15 protein-coding genes and 1 tRNA gene are annotated in these 12553 nt (G+C 35.6%); 8 read left to right on the top strand and 8 right to left on the bottom strand.

The window, feature by feature from the left end; translation table 11 throughout:
* Positions 1-172 precede the first annotated feature (172 nt).
* The gene (locus tag D8M04_RS09605) at positions 173-424 is read left to right on the top strand and encodes a hypothetical protein (RefSeq protein WP_121522703.1); all 252 of its coding nucleotides are present in this window, start codon (positions 173-175) and stop codon (positions 422-424) included.
* Positions 425-432: 8 nt separating this feature from the next.
* Here D8M04_RS09605 and D8M04_RS20560 read toward each other — a convergent pair whose 3' ends face one another.
* Positions 433-1713 carry a PcsB-like coiled-coil domain-containing protein gene (locus tag D8M04_RS20560; RefSeq protein WP_121522702.1) on the bottom strand — a complete coding sequence of 427 codons (1281 nt, stop codon included), beginning with the start codon at positions 1711-1713 and terminating at the stop codon, positions 433-435.
* Positions 1714-1968: 255 nt separating this feature from the next.
* Positions 1969-2760, bottom strand: a complete 792-nt coding sequence (locus D8M04_RS09595) for an SDR family NAD(P)-dependent oxidoreductase (protein WP_121522701.1) — start codon at positions 2758-2760, stop codon at positions 1969-1971.
* A gap of 154 nt (positions 2761-2914) precedes the next feature.
* Between D8M04_RS09595 and D8M04_RS09590 the strand changes: the two genes are divergently transcribed.
* The gene (locus tag D8M04_RS09590) at positions 2915-3361 is read left to right on the top strand and encodes a hypothetical protein (protein ID WP_121522700.1); all 447 of its coding nucleotides are present in this window, start codon (positions 2915-2917) and stop codon (positions 3359-3361) included.
* 75 nt (positions 3362-3436) lie between these two features.
* On the opposite strand, the gene D8M04_RS09585 is transcribed toward D8M04_RS09590, so the two are convergent.
* Together D8M04_RS09585 and sspO are read right to left on the bottom strand one after the other, a co-directional pair.
* Positions 3437-4162, bottom strand: a complete 726-nt coding sequence (locus D8M04_RS09585; protein WP_121522699.1) for a YkgJ family cysteine cluster protein — start codon at positions 4160-4162, stop codon at positions 3437-3439.
* 346 nt (positions 4163-4508) lie between these two features.
* Complete coding sequence (gene sspO / locus D8M04_RS09580; RefSeq protein WP_121522698.1) at positions 4509-4652, bottom strand: small acid-soluble spore protein O; 144 nt, start codon at positions 4650-4652, stop codon at positions 4509-4511.
* A gap of 119 nt (positions 4653-4771) precedes the next feature.
* On the opposite strand from sspO, the gene D8M04_RS20000 reads away from it, so the two are divergent.
* A complete protein-coding gene (locus tag D8M04_RS20000; RefSeq protein ID WP_158595106.1) occupies positions 4772-4927 on the top strand; it encodes a hypothetical protein in 156 nt (51 codons plus the stop codon).
* Between the two features lie 99 nt (positions 4928-5026).
* Here the strand turns inward: D8M04_RS20000 and D8M04_RS09575 are convergent, their stop codons facing one another.
* Positions 5027-5986 (bottom strand): MBL fold metallo-hydrolase, encoded by a 960-nt coding sequence (locus tag D8M04_RS09575; protein WP_121522697.1) that lies wholly within the window; start codon positions 5984-5986, stop codon positions 5027-5029.
* Positions 5987-6207: 221 nt separating this feature from the next.
* On the opposite strand from D8M04_RS09575, the gene guaC reads away from it, so the two are divergent.
* A complete protein-coding gene (gene guaC / locus D8M04_RS09570) occupies positions 6208-7191 on the top strand; it encodes a GMP reductase (protein WP_121522696.1) in 984 nt (327 codons plus the stop codon).
* 104 nt (positions 7192-7295) lie between these two features.
* On the opposite strand, the gene D8M04_RS09565 is transcribed toward guaC, so the two are convergent.
* Positions 7296-8147 carry a DegV family protein gene (locus D8M04_RS09565; protein WP_121522695.1) on the bottom strand — a complete coding sequence of 284 codons (852 nt, stop codon included), beginning with the start codon at positions 8145-8147 and terminating at the stop codon, positions 7296-7298.
* A gap of 255 nt (positions 8148-8402) precedes the next feature.
* Here D8M04_RS09565 and D8M04_RS09560 point away from each other — a divergent pair, with 255 nt between their 5' ends.
* The 3 genes from D8M04_RS09560 to D8M04_RS09550 all read left to right on the top strand — a co-directional run bounded on the left by D8M04_RS09560 (position 8403) and on the right by D8M04_RS09550 (position 10118).
* Complete coding sequence (locus D8M04_RS09560) at positions 8403-8714, top strand: ArsR/SmtB family transcription factor (protein WP_121523124.1); 312 nt, start codon at positions 8403-8405, stop codon at positions 8712-8714.
* Positions 8715-8750: 36 nt separating this feature from the next.
* Positions 8751-9692, top strand: coding sequence for a cation diffusion facilitator family transporter (locus D8M04_RS09555; RefSeq protein WP_121522694.1), 942 nt, complete (start codon positions 8751-8753; stop codon positions 9690-9692).
* 353 nt (positions 9693-10045) lie between these two features.
* Positions 10046-10118, top strand: a tRNA-Val gene (locus D8M04_RS09550).
* Between the two features lie 161 nt (positions 10119-10279).
* On the opposite strand, the gene D8M04_RS20720 is transcribed toward D8M04_RS09550, so the two are convergent.
* Positions 10280-10450 (bottom strand): tyrosine-type recombinase/integrase, encoded by a 171-nt coding sequence (locus tag D8M04_RS20720; protein ID WP_121522693.1) that lies wholly within the window; start codon positions 10448-10450, stop codon positions 10280-10282.
* 239 nt (positions 10451-10689) lie between these two features.
* The gene (locus D8M04_RS09540; protein ID WP_121522692.1) at positions 10690-11172 is read right to left on the bottom strand and encodes a C40 family peptidase; all 483 of its coding nucleotides are present in this window, start codon (positions 11170-11172) and stop codon (positions 10690-10692) included.
* Between the two features lie 743 nt (positions 11173-11915).
* Between D8M04_RS09540 and D8M04_RS09535 the strand changes: the two genes are divergently transcribed.
* Entirely contained in the window at positions 11916-12539 is a 624-nt protein-coding gene (locus D8M04_RS09535; RefSeq protein ID WP_121522691.1) for an ECF transporter S component, read from the top strand.
* The last annotated feature ends 14 nt before the right edge of the window (positions 12540-12553 follow it).

Genomic DNA, 12553 nt, shown 5'->3' with positions numbered 1-12553 from the left:
ATAACAACTCTCCTAATAATTCTGACGCTGGTAACTTGTTTATTAGAATAAAGCAGGAACTTTCCTTGCTTTATCCCTGCGTTATTATGCAATTATGTACAGAATAGCCACTTTCTATACAGACTGGGATTAGTGTATAATAGAGAGTAATAATGAATAAGGAGTGAAAATCATGGCTCTTTCCAAGGCGAAAAAGCAACGTCTTAAAAGAATCAGAGAAGGAAGACTAGATCCAGAGATAAATCGAAGTCCATATGCTCATTTAGATTTACGTACTAGGAGAACAAAAACGAAAAAGGATAATATTTATCGGCACAAACATAAGAATCGCTTTCCAAAAAATTGGGAAAACGATTCTTTTTATTTTTACCTTTTCCAACTAAAAATGGCAATAAAAAAAATCAGACCATCCTGGATGATCTGATTTGGAAATTAATCCACAATCGTTACTTTAACCGTTCTGACTCCCCAATTTATTGCAGCTTGCGCAGTTGGAACGAATACATCAATTTTATTGCCTCTTATTGCTCCACCAGTATCCCCTGCTACAGCATATCCATAACCTTCTACATGGACAAGCGTTCCTAACGGGATCAAGCTCGGGTCAACTGCAATTACTTTTGCATTTGGATTCTTAATAAGATCGATACCCGTGGCTGTTTTGCCAGATCCACCAGCACTATCTACTGTATAGGCAGTAGCCGTTACTGTGAAGCTCTTCTTATTCTCTTGTTTTTCTTGTTTTTGTTGCTTCTCTTGTTTCTCTTGTTTTTCTGCCTTAACTTCCTTAGCAGGTTCTTTTACGGTTGTCTTTGTTTCCTTTACAGTCTCTTCTTGCTGCTTCGTTTCTTGTTTGTTTTCTGTATTTACACTTGCTACCACTGTTTCAGCTGGCTTAGTAACTTTAACAGTTTGTGCTTTTTCTTCTGCTTTTTTCGCAGCAAGTTCAGCAGCCTTTTTCTTCTCAGTCTCAATATCAGCTTTAATTTTTGTTTCTAAGGAAGCTAGGTTACTGTCTTTTGTTTCCAGTTCAGAAATACGTGCTAATAACTCTCCTTGTTTACTTTCCAGGCCGATGCGTTTTTCTTCAGCGACCGCTTTTTGTTTTTCCAGGAGAGCAACTGCCTCATCTTGTTGTGCTTTTAACGCATTTAAATTATCAAGCTGTACTAGAACTTTATTTTGATTATCAATGACTTGTTGTTTATCCAGTTCTTGTTGTTCCATTAATTTTGCATCCGCATCCGTAATTTTATTCACAGCAGATACACGGCTGATAAAGTCTCCAAAGCTTTCTGCCCCAAATATTACTTCCAGGTATTGAACATGACCACCTGTTTGTTGGTATGATACAACCCTTGTTTTTAATATTTCAAAGCGCTCTTCGATTTTTGCTTCTAACTCTTTAATCTCTTTTTCTAAGCTTTGTACTTCAGCAATGGTATTGTCGATATCTTTATTTGTTTTTTCAATCGTTTCTTGATTTTTAATCAATTCAGTATCTAATTGGTTGAGTTCCTTATTCATTTGTTCTAAGTCGGTTACTAGATTAGCAATTTCTGATTCAGCTTCAGAGAGGTTGGCTTTAATGTCAGAACGGTCATCTTGGATTTTCTTTAATTCACTTTCGTCCTCCGCATTAGTTGGATTTACGACCAAAAGATTCCCCAATACTAGAACAGCAGCCATAAGAACCATAAATAACTTTCTCATTTTTTCCCTTCTTTCCGCTTCACATCCGCTTAATTGGAAGGTTTATGTATAATTGTAGTTTGCAGTTATGTGAATATATTATTAGTAACTATTGCCAATTTAGTATAGCAAGCAAAAATGTCACCAATGTTAGGGTTATATTACAGTTTTATTTCATAGTAAAAAAGAAGCACTCTATTAAGTACTTCTTTTGTCATTCTACTACTTATTTTTTGGGGCTCGTATACAAACTATATTCCTATTTTCCACCATTCTCTACTTCTTATTGAGGATATTTCCAAGTAATTTATCTGCAACAGAAGGAAATAATAAATAAAGTATACTTCCAACATTCATCCAGCGCGGAATATTGAGCTCTCGCCGCGGATTTTCCATTAAGGAGATAATTTGACTTGCAACTCTATCTGAGGAAAGCATATAACGTTTAACATTTTTGACATACGTCCCGGATTTATCTGCTGTTGTAAAAAAGTTAGTCTCAATTGGTCCAGGATTAACAGCGGAGACATATATACCTGTATCTTTAAGCTCCAGACGAATACTATTCGTGAAGCCAAGAACTGCATGTTTTGTAGCGGAATACCCGCTTGATTTAGGGGTAGCAAGCTTGCCAGCCTGTGAAGCAATATTAATAATATGGCCTCCATTTTTCTCCAGCATAGTTGGCAGAACCGCTTTTGTACAAGCAATCAACCCTAATACATTTACTGAAAACATCTGTTTCATATCATCCAGGCTAGCTTCCTCGATGGAATCAAAGATACCAAAACCAGCATTATTTAAAAGAATATCAATGCTTCCAACTTCCTTTATGATCTTTTTAAAGATTAGTTGGACCTGATCCAAATCGCTTACATCAAGCACATAATATATGCACTGGGCAGAGGTTTTCTCCTGGATCCCATCACGGATACGTTTTAATTTCTCCTCTGAACGAGCTACTAAAATGAGATTTGCTCCCTTTTCCGCAGCTTTGATTGCAACTTTTTCTCCAATGCCAGAAGAAGCACCTGTGATGAGAATGTTTTTATTCCTTAAATCTTTCATGTTCCACCTCTCCAATATATAAAAACTATCTATGTAGTTACCTTATTATAATTAACTTGCAGGCATCTGTCTTTCCTTACCCTACTATTATCTAGTATTATTCAAATTATGAGTGATATAATATATAAGAAATCAATATATATATGGAGGATTTATGCTTACCTTTGAAGAAAAGTTAAAGATTGTTGAATCGTTTAATGAACTTGCAAGACACGATATATCCTTGGGGCGTGTGAATTTTCATTATCCCGACAGTATTTACGAAAAGAAAATCGTTGTATATCATCTGCATCCTAATGGAAATGGGTTTGTTTATACAGAAAAAATAGAAGGTTATCAAAAAAATGATACCAAGGGAATGACCAACATTCGTGATTTTTCAGAAGAAGAATTGCGTTCGATAATACAGCAATCTATTGCTTCCCTTGGAGAGAAAGAACCTTTCCAAGAAACATGGGTAAATAAAGAAAAACAAACCCTCACCATTATACATGAATTTGATACGTGGGATATTTATTCTGGTGACCTATTAGATGGAACCTATACCACGTATCGCGCAGCAGCTGACTATCTCCATCAGGAAGGGTTCATCCCACAGTAGGAAGAAAGTAATGAAAGAAGGCTTTGCAAACCACTTGGTGCAGAGCCTTCTTCCATTATACTTCCTATATTATATTCAACGTCTAAACCAGTTTACTAAATAATCTTCTCGATATAAGTCATCGGGATACGTAATAAACGCCGTATCTCCCTCTTCTTCGTATAAAAACTGCATAAATTCATTTAATGCTCCCATATATTGTTCATATAAGAATTCAAAACTGACCGTTTCCTTTGGCATTAAATTATCTGCACAAACATCTGGATTTGTATAGTTTACATATGTTCTGCAAGGGATGGGACGAACTTCATAAGCCATACACTGATTCGTTTTTGTATCTAGCAAGGGGCAAGGCAAGAAGCGTTTTCGATATTCATTTTTAAATTCCCCATCTGTATCTCTTTCTAAGGAGGTCAATTGTTTAATAACTGGCTCCTGCTTCTCATAATAGTCTGCTAGATGGCGTTCAATTGCCGTCCGTCTATCTGCAGGAAATTGCTCTATTGCTTTTTTCATTAGCTTTGCTTCCATCTCATTAACGATGATCGGGAAATAGCAACAGAAGGCACAACCCATCCTACACGTTGCTTCTATATCTACCGCTTTTTCCATCTGCGTTATTTGTTCACTGACAACCTGCAATAATCCTTGAAAACTAGCTAAAATCTTATTTTCTATGGAAATTTCTGCATTAGCCCAGTGCTCGACAATACCATAAAAATGATCTTCATCTATTTCATATTTATCTTGCAGTTCCATCATTCGATCTTGTATTTCTTCGTATGTTAGAAACTTATCCATAGTTACGACTCCTTACCGTTCATCCATTCTATGATAACTTATTCAAGCAGTAACATAAAGAAATAGATTAACATAGGGAAAGAGAATTGCCAACTGGGTTTATTTAGGGGATACGACTATCATTTCCCCTGATTATACGTCCTATGAGTGGCCGAATACGCAACTTTTTCTTTCCTTCGATAACTCATTAGGCTTTGAATCCATTAGCATTAACAAAAAAATAATAGCAGGAGCTAATTCAAGTGTGAATTTTCCTGCTACTGCATGCTGCTATGTTTCATTGAATTTGCACTTTCATTTCTAAAGTAAAAAATAACCTGATACAGATTCAATTTTAGATATATTTTTACTGTCTTTTTTTCGTCTTTTTATTATTATATTTTTCTTCAGCAGTTAGTGGTTCGTTAGCAAATTCATGATCAAACTGGTGAGATAATTCTTTTCTAACTTTCTGTTCGTCACTGAAACCACCATTATTTTTTCGACTCATTAGGACACCTCCACTTATATTTCCTTTTTAGTATCTCTCAATATCTCATTTAGTATGAAACCTTTTCTTCATGTGAACGTATAAGCCAGTAAGTCAAAATCGATAACGGAGGGATCTCTATGCTTTGGTTAGTCATTCTCTCACCTTTACTAATTATAGGTGTCATAGCTGTCTATTTTGAAAAGAAAAGTGGAATGCAGCCGCCCGATGGGTCCAAACAGAAAGATAACTTAGTACAGGTATTAAATCAGAATGATAAGAATACACGTTTTTAATTTTAATGACTATCTTTAAAGGATAGTCTTTTTTCTCGTATTCCTCCTATTTCTGTTTCCACGATAACCCGATTCATGAAATATGTAGGCAAGCAAAGTTTATCCAATTAAGCTATAATGCCAAATTCCACCTTTCTTTTCCTTTCCAACCTCTCCTTTGTCTTCCAAGTAATCAAGATGCCCAATAATTTCTGACATCACTAATGAAAATTGTGTTTCATACAATTTTTTATAATAAGTTTGAGCGATATCAGCAGCTGTTAAATGCCCCTCAGCAATTAAATCCTTTAGTTTCTCCGATTTGTTCACAATCCCACTTAACCGTTTATCAATCAACGGAACTACGTCTTCTATAATCTTTCCATGACCTGAGAAGGCTCTTTTGATTGGTATCTCCCGTATTCGTTGTAAGGAATCATAGTGCTGAAGAAGAGTTGGTAATCTTTCTCCGTTTGGATCTGGTTCGACTAATGCATTACTGGAAATATGCTGGATAAGCAAATCACCAACCAATGCATCCTGACGCTGATTGTAAAGAATTGCAATCTGGTCTGGAGAATGTCCGGGAGTATGAATAATCTCCGCGATGGTATGAAATGCTTCAATTTTCTTAATATCTGTATGGATGCCCATCCCCTCATTTAATCGCATCTTTTCAAGCAACAGATTAATCTGCCTTTCTCCTTCTTTCCCGCAGCCCATTTCTTCATAAAGACGCGTGTAAAATTCGACTCTCATGTTAAAAAAAGCAGGATCCCTTTTTAATCGCGGAATCGCGTGCTCTTGGGCATAAATGGGAACATCATTCAAAGCTATTATCTGATTGATCAGCCCGACGTGATCAATATGATTATGAGTAAGCACAATGGCATCTATATCTTTTATTGTCCAACCATATTGGTCCAATTTATCAAGAAGTGCTTGCCAGTTTGTTTTATGATTCCAACCCGCATCAACTAAAATAATCCGGCTACCTTCTTTAACCAAATAAAAGTTAGTTGTTTTCAGGTTGGACGGAGTATCTACCATAATCGGTATAATCTCGACATTCTCCTGCATTCTGTTTACTCCCTTCCTATCCACCCGTAATAGCGTAACTACTGTATATTCTAAACTAATTCAGAAAAGGATAAAAGAACATTTCCAACAAGTGTCGGAAAAATTAGAACGCTTTTACAAGATATAAATCTTTACAGAAATTGAAAATTGATGTATATTAGCTATTGGCGAACATTAAGATTAAGCAATCAAAATAATATTCGTATTTAGAGGTGGATAACATGGATAACGTGTTTGATTATGAAGATATACAATTAATTCCTGCAAAATGTATTGTAGATAGTCGTTCAGAATGTGATACTACAATTTCTTTTGGCGGATATAATTTCAAGTTGCCAGTAGTTCCTGCTAATATGCAGACAATTATTGATGAAAATATTGCATTGAAGTTAGCTGAAAATGGATACTTCTATATTATGCATCGTTTTGAACCAGAAAAACGTGCAGATTTCGTGAAAAAAATGCAAGAACGTGACCTAATTGCTTCTATTAGTGTTGGTGTAAAGGCTGAAGAATATGATTTCATTCAAGAATTAGCAAATGAAAACCTTATTCCAGAATTCATCACTATTGATATAGCTCATGGGCATTCAAATGCAGTTATTAATATGATTAAGCATATTAAAAAACATCTTCCTAATAGCTTTGTAATTGCTGGAAATGTTGGTACACCTGAAGCAGTTCGAGAATTAGAGAACGCTGGTGCAGATGCTACCAAGGTTGGAATTGGACCTGGTAAGGTTTGTATTACAAAGATTAAAACTGGATTTGGAACAGGTGGCTGGCAGTTAGCTGCTCTTAGATGGTGTGCAAAAGCTGCAAGTAAACCAATTATTGCGGACGGCGGAATCCGTACACATGGAGATATTGCTAAGTCGGTTCGTTTTGGTGCATCAATGGTTATGATTGGCTCACTATTTGCTGGTCATGAAGAATCACCTGGTGAAACAGTAGAACGTGATGGTAAAAAATTCAAAGAGTATTTCGGTTCTGCTTCCGAATACCAAAAAGGTGAAAAGAAGAACGTCGAAGGCAAGAAGATGTTTGTGGAATACAAAGGTAAATTAAAAGACACGTTAATTGAAATGGAGCAAGACCTTCAATCCTCTATCTCATATGCTGGTGGAAATAAACTAGATGCCATCCGCAACGTGGACTATGTCATTGTAAAAAACTCTATATTTAACGGTGATAAAGTATATTAAAAGCAAAAAGAGCGAGTATTTTTACTCGCTCTAATTCATATCTCAATATAAATGATAGAACGTTAACTGCACTAATATAGACAAGGCTAAGTTCCTCTTTCCCCTCATCCTTCCTGCCAAAAAACTCCAATTGTACCCTGACCTGCATGAACAATTAAGGACGAACTTATCTCACCAATAATGATTTCAAGTTCAGGTATTTCTTCCACCAGTTTAGCTTTAAGCGCTAACGCTCCAGCTAAATCATTACCGTGCATAATACCAACCCGCTGAACCTGATTTTCTTTAACAGATTGAAGGAATATTTCTAGCATTCGGTTTTTGGCTTTCTTTTCTGTCCGAATACGTTGATACACATCGAGCTCTCCATCTGTTTTAATTGTTAAAACAGGTTTTATTTGTAGTAGGTTTCCCAATAATAATTGAGTACCAGACATTCTTCCACCCTTGTAAAGCTGTTCCAGATTGCCTAATAGGATGAGATTTCTGGATTTTTTTACTTCATTACTTAAAATATCGACTACTTTATCTGTGTCCATACCTTGCTCTAAACACGATAACCCCTTATATATCAACTCAGTTATTGCAAAAGATAGCGAGTAAGAGTCAATTATCTTTACTTCAAAGTTCGTTTGTTCCTTTGCAACATTTGAACTGGAAATCGTTCCACTTAATTTAGAGGAGACATGAATAGCGATTGCTTCATCATACTCTTCACTAAGCTTCTCATACAATTCTTTAAAAACTCCTACGGATGGCTGTGAAGTTTTTGGAACATCCTTATTACTTTCTATTATTTCATATAATTTCTCTGAGGTAAGGTCTTTCCCATCCTCATATATTTCCCCTTCAGAAATAACAACAATCGGCACAACATAAACATCCGGATGCGCTTTCAATTCCTCTGGCACATATGCTGTACTATCTGTAACAAACGCTACTTTCTTATTTATCAACGCAACTTATCTCCTTCTTTACTTTATAATTTAATTATACAGGTAAATGAATCTCATACCAACAAAAATCTATTACACATTAGTGTATTGAAGTAAGTTAAAGTTATCTGTATATTTAGGTTATTTTTGATACAACCTTTATATAAAAAATCTTTGTTTACTTTGACATTCCTTAATCTCCGGCATACAATAACCATATATGCAAATATATTCATATAAGAATATAGGTACTATATAGGAGGTGAAATATTGTATATGGATCCATTAGAACATACCACTGACCTGGATGAAGAGATTCTTTTCGTCGTCTCACAAACATTTAAAGCCTTAAGTGATCCAACAAGGATTCGAATATTAAATTTACTCTTCGAAAGAGAATACTCTGTCAATGAGATAGCAGATACCTTGCAGTTAAGGCAATCGACTGTCTCCCATCAATTGCGTTTATTAAAAAATCTCCGACTTGTTAAATATCGCCGTGAAGGAACTACACTATATTATTCACACGATGATGAACATGTCATGCATACACTAAAGCAAACGATTGAACATGCAAGCCATGCATAAAACCTATATACATACTTAAGAAATGGGGGTCTTATTATGGGGCACGATCATGGGCATAATCATACGCATGGTGCAAATAAAAAAACGCTTCTTATAAGTTTTATAATCATTACATCCTATATGGTAATTGAAGCGATAGGTGGAATATTAACTAATAGTCTGGCACTTCTTAGTGATGCAGGCCATATGTTAAGTGATTCTATCTCACTCGGGGTTGGATTATTGGCATTTAAGCTTGGTGAACGTGTAGCAGACTATAGTAAAACTTATGGATACAAGCGATTTGAGATTCTAGCAGCCGTTTTTAATGGGGTTACGTTAATTATTATTGCTCTGTTTATTTTTTATGAAGCATTCAGACGCTTCTCTAATCCTCCTGAGGTTGCTTCTAGTGGCATGCTGATTATCGGAATCATCGGTTTACTTGTAAATATCCTTGTTGCATGGATTTTAATGCGAGGCGGCGACACAAAGGAGAATTTAAACTTACGGGCAGCTTTTCTCCACGTACTTAGCGATATGCTGGGGTCAGTCGGCGCTGTTTCAGCAGCTTTATTAATCATGTTCTTTGGCTGGGGATGGGCTGATCCACTTGCGAGTGCCCTCGTTGCTATCTTGGTATTGATTAGCGGTTGGCGTGTTACACTGGACTCCTTCCAGGTACTTATGGAAGGTGCACCAAAGAATATTGATATGAAGGAAGTTATTAAAACAATAGAGAATAACGAAGAAGTTATAAGCATTCATGACTTACATGTTTGGAGCATTACAAGTGGACATAATGCACTCTCCTGCCATGCTGTCGTTCGCCACGATCTCACGATTAGTGAATGTCAATCTCTACTGCGGACGATTGAACATCATTTGCAGCATAACGGCATTGGCCATGTAACCATTCAATTAGAAAATCCCGAACATGGGCACCAGGATTCTATCCTTTGTAAAAATGAACACAACCATCTTAATCATGAACATTAACACAGAGGACAAACGGGAAATCACCAGATACAAATTATGATTAACTAATCGCCATAATCAGTTGAGTTTTTTAAAGATAAGGTTGAACGTTAGTCTTCTCTTTTCGATGAATAGATTATTTATATATCGAAACTTCATTCAGTGGGAATTCCATCCCCACTGAGTGTAAGCATCTCTAGGGTATAAGTATGAGGTCCTTGAAAGAATAGGGTGTTTGACAAAATTACTCCCCCACTTACTATGCCTTGTATTCTACTCGAATTCTTCACATTAACGGGTTACAACCAGTTAGCCTGCAATAAACATTGACACGTTATAGCAAATTCATTATACTTACATATATTATTCACTACGATTCCGTAGCTCAGCTGGGAGAGCATTACCTTGACAGGGTAGGGGTCGCTGGTTCGAGTCCAGTCGGAATCACTAACTTAGAGAAGCGTCAATCCTTTGTTTTATCAAGGGGTTGGCGCTTTTTCATTGTTTAATAAAAAAGTGATGATATTCATCCTGTATATTTATGCATTGCACATACCTTATTTTCAAGGCTGGCTTATCCATTAATTCAATAAGGTCTTATGTGTCCATTAATTCCGGAAACTATTGTCAAATCTGTCCATCCATAGTCTTTGCATTTCTTGATTCTTGTGTGAGTAAATGTCCAATGTAATACTAACTAGTCCATGTCCCAACCGTTCACTTACAAATTTTGGATTTTTACCCATTCGCATAAGTATGGTTGCATGTGTATGACGCAAATTGTAAATGGAATATAAGGGGCGTTCGCTTCTTCTACCAATCGTTTATATTTTCGAAGCAAGTTTCTTAGGTCTAGATATTTCCCATTTCTAGAAGTAAAGATTAAATCTATCCACCATCATGGATAGAGGGTGTTGAAACAAACCATTATATATGAAAAAAAGACCTTACAAAAAATGCAAGATCTTTATTCTCATATAGGAGTAACCGGGCGCAGCAGGCGCCCAGGCCTTTAAAGTTATTTAATCACGCGTTTTGCCCCGACATAACGCTCTTTCCAATACTTATCACTCATTTTAACAACTTTTACACCTTTTGATGTAGCTCCGGTAAATGTACCATTTCCATTGTATATACCAACAAACGATACTTTCCATTTTTTACCTGTACTATAGAAGACTAAATCACCTTGCTTTAAGTCTTTTTTCTTGACTGCCTTTCCTACTTTATATTGTTCAGCACTTGTTCTAGGGATGGTCATTTTAGTTGCTGCTTTTTTATACACATACTGCGTAAAGCCACTTGCATCAAACCCTTTTGGTGTAGTTCCGCCCCATTTATAAGGAGATCCTACATGTTTTTTTGCTACCTCTGAGACTTCTTCTCCATAATTAATAGATGCTGAGGCGCTAGATGCATTACCGAGGATAAATGTTGCTAATAAAGCTAAAGTCGCTAACACCGCTATTCCCCATTTTGAAAACCGTAAAGTCATGTTCATTTGCTTTCCTCCCAATAAAAAATTAAATACGAATCAATATATGGTCATTATTCGAAAATGATTCCTAAAATATTTGAGAAAAAAATATTTTTTTCCGCATCGTACACCGCTTCTTCTACACACATATACGCAGCTCAAATTCATCAATTTAGGCTATATAAAAAACCTTTAATTATTGAATCATCTCATCATACACGTTTCCATAATAAAGCGTTGAATTATGTTGTTTTGAAGTTTAAGAGAGCAGGATACTAATCTTGTTAGCTGAATTAGTAGAGAATTAGGAACCAAATAAAAGATAAAATCAAAATACCACACTTCTAAAGGCATGATAAAACAACCTTGACTAATTGCGTTTCAAACAGCAGGGTTTTTTACTTATTTTTTAATTAATTGGACGGAGCAGAGTTAATTATTTCATTTTCCAGAGAAAAATAAGTATCTCTAAGATAATTTATTTTACTATTTTACAATTAAGATATGGTATATTATAAAATAGCAACACAGAAATAGAATTTTTAAAGACTTGCAACCGCCTTCTTATGTGCTTTGTATTGTACGCTAGTGCTTAGCTTGTTTTAAAGACAATGGATCCTAATGTAGTGTCATTTACTCTCTTTCAAATTTTTATTAAGTTCCCTAATATTTATAAGCATATAAAAATTATTTAACTGTTTGACATGCTAAAAAAAAGAATCTCTGCTGAATAGCAGAAGTAATATTATTGCTAAAGAGGTAATAAATTGAAAATAAGAGACTTTACTTTAACAACCATTTTTTTATCCATTATATTATTATGTGCTTTTACACCAATTGGTTTTATTCATTTAGGTGTAATTAAAGCAACTATCATTCATATTCCGATCATTATTGCTTCCATTATACTAGGCCCGAAAATTGGTGCTTTCCTAGGATTTGTATTCGGAATTACAAGCATTGTAACAAATACAGTTGCTCCGACGCTGCTTTCTTTTGCATTTTCTCCAGCAATTCCTGTATTAGGAACGGGTCAAGGGAGTTTTTGGGCATTATTTGTTGCAATTGTTCCTAGAGTAATAATCGGCTTTATCCCTTACTATTTATTCAAGGCAATGCATAAGGCTATGACTAAGAAAAAGAACAAACAGAAACAGGTTTTATTTCTTACAGGCCTCCTTTCAACATTTGTACATACTCTGTTAGTAATGGGTTCTATTTCTTTATTATTTAACGATGCCTATGCTCAAGCAATTAATGCCGACAGCACGAGTGCTATTATTATAGCTGTTCTGACTGTCTTTTTAACAAATGGACTTGCCGAGGCAGTTCTCGCTGCATTTGTAACAGCTACAGTTGCTCCTCCACTATTTAAGCTATTAAAAAAATAAACATCAGTATCTTA

Source organism: Oceanobacillus piezotolerans, assembly GCF_003665065.1.
Lineage (GTDB): Bacteria > Bacillota > Bacilli > Bacillales > Amphibacillaceae > Oceanobacillus > Oceanobacillus piezotolerans.
This window is presented reverse-complemented; position numbering and strand designations above follow the sequence as displayed.

Coding starts and splice junctions, on each gene's coding strand:
- D8M04_RS09605 (WP_121522703.1), top strand. CDS start 173: ATGGCTCTTTCCAAGGCGAAAAAGCAACGTCTTAAAAGAATCAGAGAA.
- D8M04_RS20560 (WP_121522702.1), bottom strand. CDS start 1,713: ATGAGAAAGTTATTTATGGTTCTTATGGCTGCTGTTCTAGTATTGGGG.
- D8M04_RS09595 (WP_121522701.1), bottom strand. CDS start 2,760: ATGAAAGATTTAAGGAATAAAAACATTCTCATCACAGGTGCTTCTTCT.
- D8M04_RS09590 (WP_121522700.1), top strand. CDS start 2,915: ATGCTTACCTTTGAAGAAAAGTTAAAGATTGTTGAATCGTTTAATGAA.
- D8M04_RS09585 (WP_121522699.1), bottom strand. CDS start 4,162: ATGGATAAGTTTCTAACATACGAAGAAATACAAGATCGAATGATGGAA.
- sspO (WP_121522698.1), bottom strand. CDS start 4,652: ATGAGTCGAAAAAATAATGGTGGTTTCAGTGACGAACAGAAAGTTAGA.
- D8M04_RS20000 (WP_158595106.1), top strand. CDS start 4,772: ATGCTTTGGTTAGTCATTCTCTCACCTTTACTAATTATAGGTGTCATA.
- D8M04_RS09575 (WP_121522697.1), bottom strand. CDS start 5,986: ATGCAGGAGAATGTCGAGATTATACCGATTATGGTAGATACTCCGTCC.
- guaC (WP_121522696.1), top strand. CDS start 6,208: ATGGATAACGTGTTTGATTATGAAGATATACAATTAATTCCTGCAAAA.
- D8M04_RS09560 (WP_121523124.1), top strand. CDS start 8,403: ATGGATCCATTAGAACATACCACTGACCTGGATGAAGAGATTCTTTTC.
- D8M04_RS09555 (WP_121522694.1), top strand. CDS start 8,751: ATGGGGCACGATCATGGGCATAATCATACGCATGGTGCAAATAAAAAA.
- D8M04_RS09540 (WP_121522692.1), bottom strand. CDS start 11,172: ATGAACATGACTTTACGGTTTTCAAAATGGGGAATAGCGGTGTTAGCG.